17 protein-coding genes are annotated in these 17,524 nt (G+C 67.6%); 6 read left to right on the forward strand and 11 right to left on the reverse strand.

Features of this window, described 5'->3' with window-relative positions:
* Window positions 1-363: 363 nt before the first annotated feature.
* From ALI44B_RS07385 to ALI44B_RS07425, 9 genes are all read right to left on the reverse strand, one after another.
* Window positions 364-1,383, reverse strand: coding sequence for a LacI family DNA-binding transcriptional regulator (locus ALI44B_RS07385; protein ID WP_077054120.1), 1,020 nt, complete (start codon window positions 1,381-1,383; stop codon window positions 364-366).
* Window positions 1,384-1,416: 33 nt separating this feature from the next.
* Window positions 1,417-2,862: a GH1 family beta-glucosidase gene (locus ALI44B_RS07390; RefSeq protein WP_077054121.1), complete on the reverse strand. Its 1,446-nt coding sequence runs from the start codon at window positions 2,860-2,862 to the stop codon at window positions 1,417-1,419.
* Window positions 2,863-3,768 carry a carbohydrate ABC transporter permease gene (locus ALI44B_RS07395; protein WP_077054122.1) on the reverse strand — a complete coding sequence of 302 codons (906 nt, stop codon included), beginning with the start codon at window positions 3,766-3,768 and terminating at the stop codon, window positions 2,863-2,865.
* 2 nt (window positions 3,769-3,770) lie between these two features.
* Window positions 3,771-4,784: a carbohydrate ABC transporter permease gene (locus ALI44B_RS07400; RefSeq protein WP_077054123.1), complete on the reverse strand. Its 1,014-nt coding sequence runs from the start codon at window positions 4,782-4,784 to the stop codon at window positions 3,771-3,773.
* Window positions 4,785-4,950: 166 nt separating this feature from the next.
* Entirely contained in the window at window positions 4,951-6,249 is a 1,299-nt protein-coding gene (locus ALI44B_RS07405) for an ABC transporter substrate-binding protein (RefSeq protein ID WP_077055429.1), read from the reverse strand.
* Between the two features lie 167 nt (window positions 6,250-6,416).
* Window positions 6,417-6,809: a response regulator transcription factor gene (locus ALI44B_RS07410; RefSeq protein WP_077054124.1), complete on the reverse strand. Its 393-nt coding sequence runs from the start codon at window positions 6,807-6,809 to the stop codon at window positions 6,417-6,419.
* Window positions 6,810-6,884: 75 nt separating this feature from the next.
* Window positions 6,885-7,730, reverse strand: a complete 846-nt coding sequence (locus tag ALI44B_RS07415; RefSeq protein WP_077054125.1) for a transglutaminase family protein — start codon at window positions 7,728-7,730, stop codon at window positions 6,885-6,887.
* Entirely contained in the window at window positions 7,727-8,656 is a 930-nt protein-coding gene (locus ALI44B_RS07420) for an alpha-E domain-containing protein (protein WP_077054126.1), read from the reverse strand. Before ALI44B_RS07420 ends, ALI44B_RS07415 begins: the two co-directional genes overlap by 4 nt.
* A complete protein-coding gene (locus ALI44B_RS07425; protein ID WP_077054127.1) occupies window positions 8,650-10,350 on the reverse strand; it encodes a circularly permuted type 2 ATP-grasp protein in 1,701 nt (566 codons plus the stop codon). Before ALI44B_RS07425 ends, ALI44B_RS07420 begins: the two co-directional genes overlap by 7 nt.
* Before the next feature lie 214 nt (window positions 10,351-10,564).
* Here ALI44B_RS07425 and ALI44B_RS07430 point away from each other — a divergent pair, with 214 nt between their 5' ends.
* A complete protein-coding gene (locus ALI44B_RS07430) occupies window positions 10,565-11,113 on the forward strand; it encodes a dihydrofolate reductase family protein (protein ID WP_077054128.1) in 549 nt (182 codons plus the stop codon).
* On the opposite strand, the gene ALI44B_RS07435 is transcribed toward ALI44B_RS07430, so the two are convergent.
* Window positions 11,110-12,057, reverse strand: a complete 948-nt coding sequence (locus tag ALI44B_RS07435; RefSeq protein WP_077054129.1) for an aldo/keto reductase — start codon at window positions 12,055-12,057, stop codon at window positions 11,110-11,112. The genes ALI44B_RS07430 and ALI44B_RS07435 overlap by 4 nt on opposite strands.
* Window positions 12,058-12,192: 135 nt before the next feature.
* Between ALI44B_RS07435 and ALI44B_RS07440 the strand changes: the two genes are divergently transcribed.
* On the forward strand, window positions 12,193-12,507 hold the full coding sequence (locus ALI44B_RS07440; RefSeq protein WP_238592155.1) for a hypothetical protein: 315 nt from the start codon (window positions 12,193-12,195) through the stop codon (window positions 12,505-12,507).
* Window positions 12,508-12,625: 118 nt separating this feature from the next.
* On the forward strand, window positions 12,626-12,940 hold the full coding sequence (locus ALI44B_RS07445; protein ID WP_077054130.1) for a hypothetical protein: 315 nt from the start codon (window positions 12,626-12,628) through the stop codon (window positions 12,938-12,940).
* Here ALI44B_RS07445 and ALI44B_RS07450 read toward each other — a convergent pair.
* On the reverse strand, window positions 12,937-13,968 hold the full coding sequence (locus ALI44B_RS07450; protein ID WP_077054131.1) for a LacI family DNA-binding transcriptional regulator: 1,032 nt from the start codon (window positions 13,966-13,968) through the stop codon (window positions 12,937-12,939). The two genes, ALI44B_RS07445 and ALI44B_RS07450, sit on opposite strands and share 4 nt — an antisense overlap.
* Window positions 13,969-14,223: 255 nt before the next feature.
* Here ALI44B_RS07450 and ALI44B_RS07455 point away from each other — a divergent pair, with 255 nt between their 5' ends.
* Genes ALI44B_RS07455 through ALI44B_RS07465 form a run of 3 tightly spaced genes read left to right on the forward strand, consistent with a single transcriptional unit; the run spans window position 14,224 to window position 17,503 of the window.
* On the forward strand, window positions 14,224-14,502 hold the full coding sequence (locus ALI44B_RS07455; protein WP_077054132.1) for a hypothetical protein: 279 nt from the start codon (window positions 14,224-14,226) through the stop codon (window positions 14,500-14,502).
* A 2-nt stretch (window positions 14,503-14,504) separates the two neighbouring features.
* Window positions 14,505-16,874 carry a hypothetical protein gene (locus ALI44B_RS07460; RefSeq protein ID WP_143459104.1) on the forward strand — a complete coding sequence of 790 codons (2,370 nt, stop codon included), beginning with the start codon at window positions 14,505-14,507 and terminating at the stop codon, window positions 16,872-16,874.
* Between the two features lie 2 nt (window positions 16,875-16,876).
* Window positions 16,877-17,503 carry a hypothetical protein gene (locus ALI44B_RS07465; RefSeq protein ID WP_077054134.1) on the forward strand — a complete coding sequence of 209 codons (627 nt, stop codon included), beginning with the start codon at window positions 16,877-16,879 and terminating at the stop codon, window positions 17,501-17,503.
* Window positions 17,504-17,524: the final 21 nt, after the last annotated feature.

A 17,524-nucleotide genomic window follows, 5' to 3' on the forward strand; every position in this document is an offset into this window, starting at 1 on the left:
CACAGTAGACCGGTGGATGCTCCACCCGGCGCTTTTCGACCCCGCACACGCGCCGCGACCAGAGCTTTTACCCCGGGGTTTTCCTTTCGTCAAGCCCCTCCTCCGGGGGGCGCGCGTCGCGTAGTTTGTTACTCGAAAGGCCCCCCACCCAGAGTCCCTTCGCTTAGGCATTATCGGAGAATGCCCGGACGCCGAACGGACGGGTGGGCCTGCCTGAGGGGGTAGCTGGTTCGGGTCCAGCTACCCCCTTATTTTTTGCTCGCGGGTGCGGCCGCGCCGTTCAGATCGAGGGTCAGGCCAGATCGAGGGTCGTCCAGATCGAGGGTCAGGCCAGATCGAGGGTCGTCCAGATCGAGGGTCAGGCTAGGCCGATTCTCGCTCGACGAGCGTGCTCCCGATCGCGATCGTGTGCTCGACCGTCTCGCGGGCCAACAAGCGGTGCAGCGTCTGCACGAGCAACGCACCCTTGTCGGCGGTGTGCAGATCGACGGTCGTCAGCCCGGGCGTCGTGTCGGCGGCGAAGAAGTTGTTGTCGACCGCGGTGACCGCGATCTCCCCCGGCACCGAGAGGCCGTGTTCCCGCAGTCGCCCCATCGCACCGGACGCCATCTGGGCCGACGCCGCGAACACCGCGTCGACGGGCTGCCCCGTGTCGAGGATCCGCTGCATCGCAGCAGCCCCGCTGGCGGGCGTGAATGTGCCCTCTGCCTGCGGGCCTTCGGCAAGACCCGCGCGTTCGAGCGCCCGCCGCCAGCCCTCGAGCCGGTCGAGACCCGCGGCCGTGTCGAGCGGGCCCGTGATGGTGGCGATGCGCGCGCGGCCCGCATCGATCAGGCGCTGGGTGGCCAGGACGCCGGCCTCGACGTTGTCGGCGTCGACCACGTAGGGCTCGGGCATGATGCGCTCGAGCGGGCGCACCCCGAACACCACGGGAAGCGACGGCGACAGGTCGGCGTAGCTCTGCATGCTGCTGTGGTGAGAGAGGACGAGCGCGCCATCCACGTTGCCGCCGGTGAGAAAGCGTCGTGTCTTCTCGGGGTCGGTATCCGATTCGATGAGCAGCGTGAGCGTGTAGTCGGTCGACGACGCATACATCGCCGCCCCCTGGATGACCTCGGCGAAGTAGGGGTCGGCGAAGAACTCCGAGGTGCGCTCGGGGATGACCATGGCGATCATCTGCGTGCGCCGCCGCACGAGGTTTCGCGCCGCTCGGTTGGGCACGTAGTTCAGCTGCTTCACGGCCGCCGTGACCTGCTCGACCGCCTCGGGCGTCACCTGCGGCGACCCGTTCAGCACACGAGAAACCGTCGACTTCGAGACGCCGGCCAGGCGGGCGACGGCGATCAGCGTGGGTGCCGCCGGTGCGGTCTCGACGTCGGTGATGGTATCTCCTTCGGGCTGCGGCTCCGCGTCATCCTATTCGGGGATGCGGTGCCGATCAATGAGCGCGCCCAGCCAACGACCCGAGTCCTTCACGGTGCGCACCTGCGTGTCGTAGTCGACGTGCACGATGCCGAACCGTTTGCTGTAGCCATACCCCCACTCGAAGTTGTCGAGCAGCGACCAGACGAGGTAGCCGCGCAGGTCGACACCGCGTTCGATGGCTCGGTGCGCGGCCGTGAAGTGGCGTCGCAGATAGTCGAGGCGGCCGACATCCCGCACCCGGCCGTCGGCGTCGATCTCGTCGTCGAATGCCGCACCGTTCTCGGTCACCATGAGCGGCAGGCCCGGAAACTCGGCGCCGAGCGAGACGAGCAGATCTTCGAGGCCGTCGGGCGCGATGTTCCACCCCATGGACGTGTAGGGGCCGTCTTGCACGAGGAACTCGACGTGCTCACTGCCCGGCCACGGGGTTCCGCCGGCAGCCTTGTGGCCGTCGGCGTGTTGCCGAGGCGACGCGCCGTCCCACATGCGCACGGTCGCGGTCGAGTAGTAGTTGACCCCCAGGAAGTCGAGCGGTTGGTGGATGATGCGCTCATCCCCCGGCAGCACGAACGACCAGTCGGTGATCGCCGCGGTGTCGGCGCGCAGGTCGGCGGGATACTCACCGTGCAGCATCGGACCCGTGAAGGCCCGATTGGCCAGGGCGTCGATGCGCCGACGAGCCTCGGGAGACGAGGCATCCTCACCGCGCAGCACGTGGAAGTTGAGCGTGACCGAGACCTCGGCGTGCGCGGGCAACTCCTCGCGCAGCACCTGCACGGCCAGTCCGTGGGCGAGGTTGAGGTGATGCATGGCGCGCAACGACGCCTCCGCATCGGTGCGACCGGGGGCGTGCGCGCCCGACCCGTAGCCGAGGAAGGCGCTGCACCAGGGCTCGTTGAGGGTCGTCCACACCTCGACGCGGTCGCCCAGGGCGCGGGCCACCAGGCGGGCGTAGTCGGCGAAACGCGTGGCGGTCTCGCGCGACGTCCAGCCCCCGGCATCCTCGAGCGCCTGCGGCAGATCCCAGTGATACAGAGTGACGATCGGTCGGATGCCGCGGGCTAGAAGCCCATCGACGAGCCGGCTATAGAACGCCACACCCTCGGGGTTGGCCGGGCCGACCCCCGACGGCTGGATGCGCGGCCACGACACCGAGAAGCGGTAGGCCTCGAGCCCCAGCGAGACCATGAGGTCGAGGTCCGCGTCGAGCCGGTTGTAGTGGTCGTCGGCCACGGCGCCCGTGTCACCGTTCGTGATCGCACCGGGTGTGGCACTGAACGTGTCCCAGATCGAGGGCCCGCGTCCCCCCGCGGTCACCGCCCCCTCGATCTGATAGGCGGCCGTGGCCGAGCCGATGAGGAACCCGTCGTCGAAGACGAGCCCGGAATCGCGGTAGTCGGGGCGGCTCGACGTGAGCCGCTCGTCAGAGATTGTCATCTAGCCTTTCACTGCTCCCTGCATGATGCCGGCGACGAGCTGCTTGCCCGCCAGGATGAAGAGGATGAGGAGCGGGATGGTCGAGAGGACCGCGCCGGCCAACACGAGCGAGTGGTCGGGCGTCTGACCGCCCGCGGCGCTCAGGGCCGCGAGCGCCGTCTGCACGCTCGGGTTGCGGGGCCCCAGCACGAGCAGCGGCCACAGGAAGTCGGTCCACGCGGCCATGAACGAGAAGAGTCCGAGCACGGCCATGGCCGGGCGGGCGGCCGGGAGGGCGACGTGCCAGAACGTGCCCCACATCGACGCGCCATCGACGCGCGCGGCCTCGATCAATTCATCCGGAATCACGTCGACGAGATATTGCCGCATGAAGAAGACGCCGAACGCTGTGACCAGCCCCGGCACGATGACGGCCTGCAGCGTGCCCACCCAATGCCACTCGGCCATGAGCATGAACAGCGGGATGATGCCGAGCTGCGTGGGGATGGCCATGGTCGCGATGACGGCGAGCAGCAGGCCGTTGCTGGCACGGAACTTGAGCTTGGCGAAAGAGTAGCCGGCCAGCGTGGAGAAGAACACGACCGACGCCGCGATGACGGTCGAGATGATGAGGCTGTTCGCGAGCGCCAGCATGAACGGCGCCGATTCGAACACCTTGGCGGCGTTGCTCAAGAAGTTCGGGCCCGGCACCATGACGGGCGGCACGGCGTTCGTGTCCGACGACTGCCGGCTGGCGATGACGAACGACCACCACAGCGGGAATGCCGAGACCAGGAAGAACGCGATCAGTATCGAATAGGTGAGGATGCCTGGGCGTTCGTGGTCGGTCCCGCGGCGGTATTTCGGGGGCGGTGTCGGCGACGATGGTGTCGACGAGACGGGTGGGCGTTCGATGAGGGCGGTCATGATCAGCCTCGCTTACGGGTGTCGGGGACCGTTGCGGGCACGGGCGCTTTCACGCGGGGCAGCTTGGTCGGTTTCGTATCGGCCGTGCGGATGGCGCGCGAGATCGCGAAGTTCAGCAAGCCGGCCAGGATGATGATGAGGAACAGGATCCACGCGGTGGCCGAGGCCCGCCCGAAGTCGCGGCGCGGGAAGGCCAGCTCATAGAGGTAGAGCACGATCGTCTGGAACTGGCGGTCGGAGCCACCGTTGGTGCGGCCGTCGAACAGTTTCGGCTCGGTGAAGATCTGCAGGCCACCGATGGTCGCCGTGATGACCACGAAGATGAGGGTGGGTCGGATCATGGGGATCGTGATCGACCAGAACCGGCGCACCTTGTTGGCCCCGTCGAGCGCGGCCGATTCGTAGACGTCGCGCGGGATGGCCTGCATGGCGGCCAGCAGGATGAGCGCGTTGTAGCCCGTCCAGCGCCAGTTCACCATGGTGGCGATCGCCACGTGCGACGGGAAGACGTCGAAGGCCCAGCGCACCGGGTCGAGACCGAACAGCTCGAGCAACCCGGCGATGGGGCCGTGGTACTGGTTGAAGATCTGCAGGAAGATGACCGCGACGGCCACGGGCGCCACGATGTAGGGCAACAGGATGCTCATGCGCCAGAACGTGCGTCCACGCAGGGTCTGATCGAGCAACGCCGCGATACCGGTGGCCACCACGAGCTGCGGGATAGTCGAGAGCAGGAAGATGCTGATGGTGTTGCGGAACGCGTTCCAGAAGAACGGGTCGGTCAGCACCGAGACGTAGTTCTCCAGGCCGACGAAATCGCCTTGGCCCTTCAGCAGGTGCCAGTCGTAGAGCGACACGTTGAAGGTGTAGATGATCGGGAACAGGCCGATCAGGGCGAACAGGATGAAGAAGGGCGCGATGTAGAGGTAGGGCGAGAATTTGTAGTCGAAGCGGTTGAGCTTCTGTCTGAACGTCAGAGCCGTCGGAGCGGGGCGGACGCTGGTTGTGCTGGTCATGGCTCGGCCAATCCGAAAGAGGTGGGCGGCGGGGAGAGGGCGGGGCGGCGGCGGGCCGGTCGGGCTCGGACGGTTCCTGTGCGAACCATCCGTGCCCTCATGCCGTGACGGCCGCCCCGCCGCGGGTGCCCCGAATGAGCGAGGCACCCGTGAGGCGACGTCGCGTCTACTGCTCGACGAGCTGGTCGAGCAGCTTCAGCGCTTCCTTCCACGCCGTCTCACCGTCGGTGATCTCGCCCTGGCTCACCTTGTCGAGCACCGGGCCGAACACGTTGTCCTGGATGTTGGAGTCCTCGGGTCCCTTGACCTGGGCGATGACGCCCTCGGAGCGGGCCGCGAAGATCTCGCCCACCGGCGCGTCGTTGAAGAACGCGCTGGTCGTGTCGTTCACGAGCTCTTGACCCTCGGTCGTACTGGGGAACGGTCCCGCCAGTTCGAACGAAGCCGCCTGCTGCTCGGGGGCCGCCAGCCAGAGGGCGAGCTCGGCCGCTTCCTCTTTGTGCTCGGACGATTCGGAAACGCCGAGGAACGCGCCGCCCCAGTTGGCCGCACCGCCCGGAAGAACGTCGGCGAAATCCCATCCGCTGTCGGTCGTGCCCTCGTCGTAGTAACCCTGCACGATGCCGAGCATCCAACTCGGGCACATGTAGGTGGCGTACTTATCCTCCTTGGCCTCGGGGCCGACATCCCAGCCGGGCAGGCCCGCGCCGAGCCCGTCGACCTCGGCCTCGACCACCTTGGCGAACTGGTCCTTCAGCACGTCGTTGCCCTTGATGTTGAGGGTTTCGCCGTCTTTCTTGTAGTAGCCCTCTTCTTGCTGGTTCACGAAGGAGTTCCAGAAGAATCGGGGGCTGTGATAGAACGCCTTGCCCGACTTCTCGACGTATTCGGCACCGACCTCATAGAAGCGGTCCCACGTCGCGTCCTCGCCGCCGAAGTACTCAGCCACCTCGGAGCGCTCGCTCGGCAGGCCCGCCGCCTCGAACAGGTCGCCGCGGTAGCAGAGACCCTGCGGGCCGATGTCGAGACCGGCGCCGATGACGCGGCCGTCGGCATCCGTGCCCTGCTTGTACTTCCAGTCGAGCCACGAGTCCTTGACGTCCTCGATGCCGTAGTCGCGCAGGTCGACGAACGAGCCCGTGACCTCCTGGATGGTGCCGAGCCAGCCTTCTTCGATGGCGACGATGTCGCTCAGGCCCGTGCCCGCCGCGATCTTGGCGTAGGCGTCGTCGCGAGCCGCGCCGCCACCTTCGAGGTTGGTGGCCTCGATCGTGATGTTCGGGTGCTCTTTCTCGTACTTCTCGTAATTCGCGTCGACGCCCATGGTGCCGAACGTGGTGATCGAGAGGGTGATCTTCTCGTTGGGGTCGGCGCCGGCGGATGAGCTGCAACCCGCCGCCACGAGGGCCAGGGTTGCCGCCCCGGCGATGGTCGCCGCGACTTTTGCGCGTCGTGTGATATTCACGGTCACTCCTTTGTGTGCGTGTGTAAGGGAATCTCGGAATCCCCGCCAGTGTGCCGCGGGAGCGTTCCCATGAGATTGGCGCAAGACTACGTCGAGAATCGCGGCGCGTCAAGAGAGCGCTCTCATCTCGTGCGCAGAGCGACGCAGCGAGTCCGCCTCAGCGCGGCTCAGGCCGAGAAGTCGCGCAGGCGACCCTTCGCCTCGATGACGGCTTCGAGCCGGTGCAACAGCTCGGCGGCCGTGCACGGCTTGGACAGGAACGCGTCGACGCCCGCGCGTTGCGCCTCTTCCGCATCCTCGGCCGAGCTCTTGGCCGTGAGCATCAGCACGGGCACGCGTTCGAGACCCGGCTCACGCCGAATCTGTCGGCTGAGATCGACCCCCGACAGCAGCGGCATCATCCAGTCGAGAATGACGGCGTCGGGGCGATCGAGCCGCATGAGGTCGAGGGCTATCGAGCTGTCGGACTCCTCCACGACATCGTGGCCGGCCTTGCGCAGACGGATGGCCAGCAGCCGCAGCAGGTCGGCATCGTCCTCGACGATCATCACGCGTGCCATGGATTTCCCCTCGTTTCCCCGAAGCGAACCACACCGGGGCACCCCACGTCCATTTCCCCTACGTTTTCGCGGGGGTCAGGCTTCGCGCGTGATCTCGACCGACACGAACAGCGACGAGCGGAACGGGCCCGCGTAGACGCCACGGAGCGGTGCGACATCCTGATAATCGCGGCCTCGGCCCACCAGCACGTGGCGGTCGCCGATGTCGAGCATGTTCGTGGGGTCGAACCCGTGCCACGACCCGCAGAACCACTCGACCCACGCGTGCGATTCGCCCACGACGGTCTCGCCGATCTCGGCGTTCGGTTTCGGATGCAGATAGCCCGACACATAGCGCGCGGGAATGCCCACCGAGCGCAACGCCCCGAGCACGATGTGAGTGATGTCCTGACACACGCCGCGCCGGTCGGCCCACGCCTCGGCGGCACTCGTGTGCACGCTCGTCACGCCCTGCACGTACTCCATCTGCTCGCCGATCGTGCGCGCGATCTCGGAGGCCGCCTCACACGGGTTGTCGTGCTTCTCGGCGATATCGCGCGCCAGTTTCATGAGGTCTTCTGACGGTTCGGTGCGCCGCGTCTGCGCGGTCTGCTCCTGCGTCTCGAGGCGCAGCCCCGCGATGCCCGGCAGGTCGTCCCAGCTGGTCGAGGCCTCGGCGTGCGCCCGCGGCCGCACCTCGACGAGGCTCGACGCCTGCAACGACAGCTCCTGATGCGGGGTCAACAGCTCGAAGGCCGTGACGCGCGTGCCGAAATAGTCGACATAGGCGTGTTGGGATGCCGTGGGCTGGATCTCGATGGTCGACGACAACACGAACTGGCCATCCGTCGTCGACGGCAGCATGCGCGCCTCGTTGTAGGACGCCTTGACCTGCCCCTGATAGCTGAAGCCCGTCTTGTGCACGATGCGCAGGCGTTTCATGAGTTCTCCCCGATCCAACTCGGCTCGGCGTGCGTGGGGAAGAACCGCTCGCGCACCGCCTCCGAGGTCTCCATCGTCGCGCGTTGCACGCTGTCCATGTAGCGCGGCAGGTCGGCCAGCACGTCGGCGACGGGCGTGTACTCCAGCTCGCTGCGGATCTGGCCGAGCAGGCGCTGCGCGTTGCCCGAGACCCCCATGCGGTCGGTGCGCGGCTCGACGGCCTGGATGCATTCCTCTGCACGCGCGATGGCAAACACGATGGACCGCGGGAACAGGCGGTCGAGCAGCAAAAACTCGGCGGCGTTGCGGGCCGACGGCACGCCCCGATAGGTCCGCAGGTAGGCCTCGTAGGCGCCGCACGAGCGCAGAATGGTCGTCCAGCTGGGCCCGGATGCCTCGGTCAACGAGCGCGTGGCCAACAGGCGCGCCGTCATGTCCGCCCGTTCGATGCTGCGGCCGAGCGTGAAGAACTGCCACGCGTCGTCGCGGCTCGTGGCCGAGTCGACCACGCCCACGGCGAGCGCCGAGCGTTCGCGCACCCATCCGAAGAAGTCGTGCACCTTGTCGCTCGGCAGACGCCTCGGCATGCGGGCGCTCGTGGTGTTGAGGCATTCCCACAGCTCGGTCGACACGATTTCGCGGGCGCGGCGGGCGTTCTCGCGGGCCGCGCTTAACGAGTAGGCGATTGAGGCGGGCTGGGTGCGGTCGACGGCGAGCTGCTGCAGCACGTCGGCGCGCGTCAGGCCGCCCGTCTCGGGCGCAACGCTGCCCATGACCGAGAGCAGCGACCGGCAGGCCGAGTCCTCGTCGATCCACGGGTCCTCGAGCAGCAGTTGCAGGTGCACGTCGAGGATGCGGGCGGTGCCGTCGGCGCGTTCGATGTAGCGGCCGATCCAGAAGAGGCTCTCGGCGATGCGGCTCAGCATGCGGCACCCGCTTCCCGGTCGGTGGTCGAGACGGCCGTGCCGCCCTGCTGTTGCTGCTGCTCCTGCTGGTCCTGGTTCTTCGGCCCGTCGTGCGGCGAATGCTCGGGGCTCGGTTTCTCGTCATAGATGATCGGGATGGCCTGGGTGGCCGTCGCCTGGTCGGCCACGAGTGCCTGGATGTCGTGCTCGGCGACTTCGGAGGGCTGCGTGCCCGCCGGCTGCCCGACGACCCAGGTGTCTTTCGACCCGCCGCCCTGGCTCGAGTTGACGACCAGCTGTCCCTCGGGGAGCGCGACGCGCGTGAGACCGCCCGGCAGCACCCAGATGTCGTTGCCGTCGTTCACGGCGAAGGGCCGCAGGTCGGCGTGCCGCGGCCGCATGCCATCCTCGACGAGCGTGGGGATGGTGGACAGCATGACGACGGGCTGAGCGATCCAGCCGCGCGGGTCGGCGATCAGTCGCGTTCGCAGCTGGGCGAGTTCCTCTTTCGAGGCATCCGGGCCCACGACGAGGCCCTTGCCGCCCGAACCGTCGACGGGTTTCACGACGAGTTCGTCGAGCCGGTCGAGCACCTCTTCGAGCGCGCCCGGTTCTTCGAGCCGCCAGGTGTCGACGTTGGGCAGGATGGGCTCCTCGCCCAGGTAGTAGCGCGTCAGGTCGGGCATGTAGGTATAGACGAGCTTGTCGTCGGCCACACCGTTGCCCACGGCGTTGGCGATGGTCACGTTTCCGAGGCGCGCCGCCAACATGAGGCCCGGAGAACCCAGCATCGAGTCGGCGCGGAACTGCAGCGGGTCGAGGAACTCGTCGTCGACGCGGCGGTAGATGACATCCACGCGCTGCGGGCCACTCGTCGTGCGCATGAACACGCGGCCACCCGAACAGAACAGGTCGCGGCCCTCGACGAGCTCGACACCCATGAGCCGCGCGAGAAGCGTGTGCTCGAAGTAGGCCGAGTTGTAGACACCCGGCGTGAGCACGACGACGTTGGGGTCGTCGATGCCGTGAGGTGCGCTCGCGCGCAGGGCCTGCAGAAGCTTGTTGGGGTAGTCGCCCACGGGGCGCACGCGCATCGAGAGGAAGAGCTCGGGCAGCGTCTGCGCCATCACCCGACGGTTCGAGATCACATAGCTGACACCGGAGGGCACGCGCACATTGTCCTCGAGCACGCGCATCTTGCCGTGCTCATCGCGAATGAGGTCGATGCCCGACACCTGGATGCGCACATTGTTGGCGCTCGTGATGCCGGCCGCCTGGCGATGGAAATGCGATGACGACGAGATGAGCCCGGCCGGGATGACGCGGTCGCGCACGGCGTTCTGGCGGCCGTAGACGTCGGCGAGAAAGGCTTCGAGGGTGCGCACGCGCTGTTTGATGCCAGCCTCGATGGTGACCCATTCATCCTGTTCGATGACGCGCGGCACGGCGTCGAGCGGGAAGGGCCGCTCCTCGCCCGCGAAGTCGAACGTCACGCCCTGGGCGAGATACGAACTCGCGAGCGCTTCCGTGCGACCGCGCAGCTCCTCCTGGGTCATCTTGGCAAGAGCCGAATAGATGTCCTTATAGGACTCACGAGACGGCGCATGATCGCCGTGCATGAGGGGCTCGCCGAACATTTCGTCCCACGGGAGGTCGCCACCCGGGGTCCTGCGCGGCGCCAGTGTTGCGCCGTATCCATCGAAGAGATCCGCCATGGACCGAGCATAGACCGGCTCATGTTGCGGGCAGATTTCGGGCAGATGCGGGCGTGTGTCGGCCGCGCGGTCGTGGCGTGTCACGGTGTGTCGCGCTCGATGACGCGGATGCTGCGGGCTTGCTCAGAACTGCCAGGTGCGGCTCATCCGCCGCCGCAGTACGCTTCGAGGCAACGGGCCGAGTGGCGGCTCGGCGACGGCTCGGAGGCACGCAGTGCGAAAACTGACGGCAGGACTTTTCCACAGCATCGACGGCGTCGTCGAAGCGCCCAACCTATGGCAATTCGACTCGTTCGATGCCGAGCTCGGCGAGGAGCTGACCGACATGATGGCGCGCGTCGACACCGTGCTCATCGGCCGCGTCGGCTACGAGCAGTGGTCCGAGTATTGGCCCACCGCGACCGACCCCTTCGGCGAGTTCATCAACCCGGTCGAGAAGTTCGTCGCCTCGCGCACCCTCTCGGGCGAGCTGTCGTGGAACAACGCGTCCCTCATGGACAAGCCGCTCGAGGAGTTCGTCGCCGACCTGAAAGAGACGCCTGGTGGCGAGATCAGCGTGTGCGGCAGCATCTCGATCGTGCGCCAGCTGTTCTTCGCGGGCCTTATAGACTCACTCACGCTCATGACCCACCCGGTCGTCGCGGGATCGGGCCGCCACTTCTTCGAGCCGACCGACCCGACCACGCGCCTCGTCCTGCAGAAGTCGCGCATCACGTCGGCCGGCAACGCCCTCCTCACCTACGGCCTGAAGCCGACCGACTAGGAGACGGCGGAGGCCTGGTCGAGCTGGGCGAGTTCGGCTTCGGTGAGGGTGAGCTCGGCGGAGGCCAGGAGGTCGGGCAGCTGCTCGACCGTGCGGGCGCTCGCGATGGGCGCGACGACCGTGGGCTGCTGGCGCAACCAGGCGAGCGAGACCGACGCGACCGAGGTGTCGTGCGCGGCGGCGGTCTGGTCGAGGACCTCGAGCACGTGGCGGCCACGATCGTCGAGGTAGGCCGATGCGCCCTGAGCGCGCTGGCTGTCGACATCCGCGCCGTCGCGGTACTTGCCCGTGAGGAAGCCCGAGGCGAGCGCGAAGTAGGGCACGACGGCGAGCCCGGCGCGCGCGGCGGCCTGACGGGTCTCGTTCTCGAAGCCGCGCTCCATGAGGTTGTAGTGCGGCTGCAGCGCGACGGCCTTGTGGAACCCCTCGCGCTCGGTCACCTCGAACCATTCGTCGATGCGGGCCGCCGAATAGTTGGACAGGCCGATGTAACGGATCTTGCCGGCATCTACGAGGCCCGACAGCGCTTCGATGCGCTCCTCGATGGGCGTCTCTTCGTCGTCGATGTGGGCGTAGTAGAGATCGATGTAGTCGGTTCCGAGACGCTCGAGCGACTCGTCGACGGCGGCGCGGATGTTGTCACCGCCGAGACCCTTGCGCTCGGCCAGGCTGCCCACCTTGGTGGCGACGACGACGTCTTCGCGGGCGTGGCGCGCCGACATCCATTCGCCGATGATGCGCTCGGACTCGCCACCGGAGTTGCCCGGGATCCACTGCGAGTAGACGTCGGCCGTGTCGACGAAGTTGCCCCCACCCGCGACATAGGCGTCGAGCACATCGAACGAGGTGTCGCGGTCGGCGGTCCAGCCGAACACGTTGCCGCCGAGCGAAAGCGGGAAGACGGCCAGGTCGGAGCTGCCGAGGCGATTGTGTTGTGCGGTCATGCGTTCCTCCAAGTTGTCGGCGCCGAACCAAGGGGCGCCCGCACGGTAGAACGTGTCACGGCCGCCGATATTCCGCGCCCCCGCCACAACGCAAGGGGGTTACGGATGCCGAGAGCCCGACGTAGCGTGCCAACCATGAGCATCGACAACCAGAACCCCGCGGACGGCGGTCCCCAGCACTCCGATCACACACAGATCGAGGACCACCGCACGCCCACGACCGACGACGACCTGAACGAGCTCGACCAGATTCGCAAGGATCGCACCTACAGCCCGGCCTCCGAAACCGAGACGAGCCGCAAGCAGGAAGAACACACGTCGGAGAACCTGGTCGACATCGACACGGACGACGTGAAGGTGGCGCCGGGCACGGGCGGGCCGGATGACGTGGGCGACGTCGAGGTCGACGAGAGCGAGATCAACATGCCGCGCGACACGGGGGCGCACTAAGCCCACTCTGCGCACGCAAACTGAGCGGGCGGCCGGAAACGCCAGGGCAAACCCTGTCAAGGGTTACCCCGCCGCCGGCAGCGTTCTTATCGTTACCACCACGAGGAAGGAACGCCGCGTGAAGCGAACGACCGTGACAATCGACAATCAGCGTTTCGCGGTACCGGTGACGAGTGATGTCGCCGCACTGAAGAACTCGATCGAGGATGCCGCGAGGCGCGGCGGCGGGTTCGTCGACGTGCCCGCCGGACCGAACCGGATCTTGTCCGTGCTGGTCACTCCCGGCCTGTCTCTCTTCATCGACGAAGAGGATGTCACGGTGGACGAGGGTGAGGATGTCAGGAGCGGCAGCGCTTCAGCTGCGCATCGGGTGCATGACGGCTCGGGATCGTACTGGCCGAGCGATCAACTCGACATGGATTTGGACATCTAGCCGCCCGCAACGCCGGCCGCACGCGGCTGCGTCGAATCGCGCACGACGAGTTCCGGCTGGAACACGATCTGCTCGTGCTCGAAGCCGGGCCCACCCGCGGCCTCACGGAGCAGCAGATCGACGGCGGTATAGCCGATAAGCGTGCTCGGCTGCCGCACGCTCGACAGCGGCACGACGGCCGCCGAAGCGAACCCGATGTCGTCATAGCCGATGAGCGCGATGTCCTCGGGCACCAGGCGGGCCGGGCCCATGTTGAGGGCCTGCAAGACGCCCATCGCGAGCAGGTCGTTGGCGGCGAAGACGGCGTCGGGGCGATCGGCCGCCGCGCGATCCCGCAGCTGAGCCCCGATCGCGCGCCCTTGCAGCACGGTCAGCGAATCGGTCGCGCAGATCTCGAGCGTGACGTCGGGATGCCGGGCAACCGCCCTCTCGGCCCCGGCGAGCCGGTCCTGCACCTGCCGGATGCTCGACGGGCCGCCGACGAACGCAATGCGACGCCGACCCGTTTCGATGAGGTGCGTGACCGCGATGTCGCCGCCGGCCACGTCGTCGACGGCGACCGACGAGAACGAGGTGTCCTCGGAACCGCGGTCGACCAGAACTGCTGCCGTGCCACGCTGGCGCAGGCGATCGAGTCGCGCCGCGACATCCCCGTGCGGTGAAATCAAGACGCCGTGGACGCGCTGCTCTTCGAAGAGGTCGAGGTAGGCGATCTCGCGCTCGGTGTTCTCGTCGCTGTTGCCGAGCAGCACGGCCAGATGGTCTTCGGACGCCCGGTCTTCGGCGCCTCGAGCCAGATCGGTGAAGAACGGGTTGGCCACGTCGAGGACGATGAGGCCGATCGAACGGCTGCGGCCGGCGCGCAACTGCCTTGCGGCGTCGTTGCGCACGAAGCCGAGCTCGTCGATCGCGGCCTGCACGCGAGCGACGGTGTCTGACGCGACCTTGTCCGGACGGTTCAGCACGTTCGACACGGTGCCCACCGACACTCCGGCGAGCGCCGCCACCTCTTTCACACTGATGGTCACGCCATCACACTCCAGCCTGGATCCCCGGAACGCATCATGGCTCCCCCTGCATGATCGCATCAGCGCGGGCGAGGCTGCAATGACGCGCTCGCGAACCGGCGAACCGGCGACACGCCGCGTGTGCCGCACTTTCTCCGACACCGCTGGGGCGTCGTTGCAGGCGTCCCCGCTTGGGCGCCGCATGGGCAGCACTATCCATGGTCCGGGCGCGGCCTTTTTCGGTACGCTGACGGCAGATTCGAAGAAGGGGATCGAATGTCGGACACCTTGGAGATGAAAGACGCGGAAGTCCGCGCGCTTGCCTCGACCGTCGACGCACAGGCCGCGGCACTGCCGACCGGCACGTCCCTGTCGATCGACGCGTGTGGCAGCGCATCCGTCGCCGAGTCCGCCGCGTCGTTCTCGTTGTGGGCGCACGTGCAGAACCAGCTCATCGCCGAGAAGCTCGGAAACCAGGCCACCGCCGCACGAGACGCCGTCGCCGCCTTCGACGAGATCGAAAAAGCCATCGCCGCAAACGTTCCGGAGGAATGATCATGACGCAGTGGACCGACGAAGACCCGGGTGCCGGCGACACGGGCGTCGTGGCAACCGCGAGCAGCACGCTGACCGAACTCGCGGGCAAGGTCGACACCGTCGTGACGTCGCTCGGGACGACGGCATCCGGTGTGGGCGGCGGGGTCTGGACCGGTTCGGCCGCCGACGGATGGTCGACCAGTCTCACGACGCTCGCCTCGGAACTCGCGCCCGTGAAGAGTGCCTACACGACCGCCGCGACAGCATTGGCCGCCTATGTGAGCACGGTCGACGACATCCGCGCCCGTGCCGTGCCCCTTCGGCTGCGCCTCTCGACGGCTCAGTCCGCCCAGAACAAGACGTATATGGACGGCTCGGAGGGCCCGACGCCCGCCCAGCAGGATCAGCGCGATCAGGATAAGCAGGACGCGATCCGCGAAGAGACCTACGTTCGCGGCGAGCTGGAAGCCCTGGCCGAAGAACGGCGCACCGCCGATACCGCTCTGCAGACAGCGCTGACGAATGCCGTTCCGACGACGTGGCCGGCGCAGCAAGCGGCACTCGCCGCCGTGGGCATCGACTCGGTCGCCGACGCCACACCGCGTGCCGTCGCCCAGGCCATGGCCGATCTGGCGAGCAAGATCGCGAACGGTAACAATACCGACCCCGACGACGTTCAGAAGCTCACCGATCTGCTCACCCTCTATGGCGACGACCAGTCCGTCATGGCGCAGATGATGCTGGCCCTGGGCGGCACCGACCTCGTCACGCTCATCGACCGGCTCGGCGACGACGCTATCAACAACAAACTCGATGTCGGTGCCGCCGCGGCGCTGGCCGTTCTCCTCCGCTCCGGCCTCTCCACCGGCTCGGCCGACTGGACCGACGCCACGGGGTCCCGCTTCGCCGACCAGATGTTCGAATCGGCGAGCTACAGCGGCGGCGGCGGCATCGCGGCCATCGGGTTCCTCTTCGGCGATGCGGCGAATGCTCCCGTCGGCGAGACCACCGCCTACGCGGCCGCGGTGATCATGGACGACTGGGAACGCAAGGACTACAACGGTTCGACCGTCGACCAGTCGATGGCGGGCGCGAACTATCTGTCCCAGTCGATGGACGAGGCCAACGGGTTGCGCGTCATCGACGCCGCGGGCCGAATCTTCGAGACGCTGGGCGAGTACCCCGATTCAGCCCACGAATTCCTCACCGACTCCACGATCGAGAACGGCACCGACAGCGGCCCGACCGTCGGCCAGAACCGCATCCAGTATTGGTACGGCGAGCGCGACTGGTCGAACGCGGACGGGTTCGCCGGCCCGGGCGCTCTCTGGGCGGGCGCGCAACGCATCCTCGGCGGCCCGGCTGATCCGTCCGGCGCCTACGACGCCGAGGCATGGACGTCGGCCGCCGATCTCTCCTCGCGTGCCATGAACGCGCTCGCGGAAAACCCCTCCTACCTGAGCGAGAACGTGACCGAGCTCGGCGCCGTGCACCTCGCCGAAGCCTTCCTGCCGCAGATGCAGGGCATCGTCGAGATGCCCGTGCTCGACGACGACTACCGGGGCGCCGACGCGCCGGGCACCGTCATGGTCGACCTGCGGGGCTCCGGAACCGAACGTGCGGCGGCGATCATCTCGCAACAGAACCTCGCCGAGTTCCTCGCCGGGCTGGGCGAAAAAGACGGGGCCGCGGTCATCCTCCGCGACGCCGCATCGTCCTATCGCGACGTGCTCATCGCCGAGGCAGCGGGCGAGGGCACACCGGGTGCCATGTACGACGCAATCCGCCGCAACGACGCGTTGACCGCCATCTTCGACGGATCCGACCTGGGTGCCGGCATCGGCGAGACCGTGCGCACCGACAAGGCCGTGAGCGACGCCGTCGACGGCGCGAAGGAATTGGTCGGGCTCATCCCCATCCCCGGTGCGAGCGAAGTCCTCTTCAAGGGCGGCAACGTCGCACTCGACTGGGGCCAGGGCAAGGTCGAGGGATGGCTGACCGACCAGGGCGGCTCGGCCCTCGAGCGCATCCTCGGCGGCGGGCAGACCGACGCTGTCCGGGCGTCGGCCGCGCTCGACGCCGAAGGGCGCTCGGATATGCTCACCTTCGCGAACCTCGAGATCATGTATGCCCTCGCCGAACCGGACGGCGGATGGCAGGACATCCCCGAACCGCCGCGCTTCACGCCAGAAGCCGGGTGGAGCACCGAACGGTACGACGCCGAGTTCGCCGACTTCCAGACCGAGGCGAAGGCCTGGTCGGAGGCGCACACGCCCCAGCTCGACGAGGCCTACCAGGAAGCCACGGGAAGCGACGAGAGCGTGAGCGAACTCGAGACACGATACGAGCCTCTCCGCGACAAGTTCGCGACCTGGGCGGAGGGGAATTGAGCATGACGAGACGCGTCCTGGTGCCGCTGCTTGCCACGGCCGTCGCCTGCACCCTCGGTCTCGGCCTATCCGCGTGCACGACACCGCGCACCGTCGGCCCCGACCCGTCCGTCGTCTGGGATACCGACGAACCGACGGGTCCTCTGGAATCGGATCCCATCGTGATCCGCGCCCGGGCCGCGGACCTCGCCCAGAAACTCGCGCAGAACTCGAACGACTTCAGCCGCGGCGATCTGCGCTCCACCTGGACGGGTTCGGCGATCGGAACGATGTCCAGCGATCGTGTCAACGCGCTGAAGAACCCGGACAACTTCGAGCCCCGTGTCGCACCGGGCCCGACGCCGTGGAACGCGATGGCCGTCGACACCGACGAGGACGGCAACACGGTCGTCAAGGGGTGCGCGCTCGCGGACGGCTGGTACATCTCCGACGGCCACCCTGCGCCCGAGAAGCCCGCAGACTCTCGGCCCACGGAGCTGACGTTCGTCTTCGACGGCAGCGATGCCGACGCACTCGTCTCGCGCATCGTCCGGTCGAATGTGGCCTGCACGACGACGGATGTCGCGGTCGGCCGCTTCGACCCCCAGCCCCGGCTCGAAGAAGCCAGCGCCCCGGTCATCGCGCCATAAGTTTCGCGAGACACGCGCATC

Origin of the sequence: Leifsonia sp. ALI-44-B, assembly GCF_001984125.1 — a bacterium.
Taxonomy (GTDB): domain Bacteria; phylum Actinomycetota; class Actinomycetes; order Actinomycetales; family Microbacteriaceae; genus Okibacterium.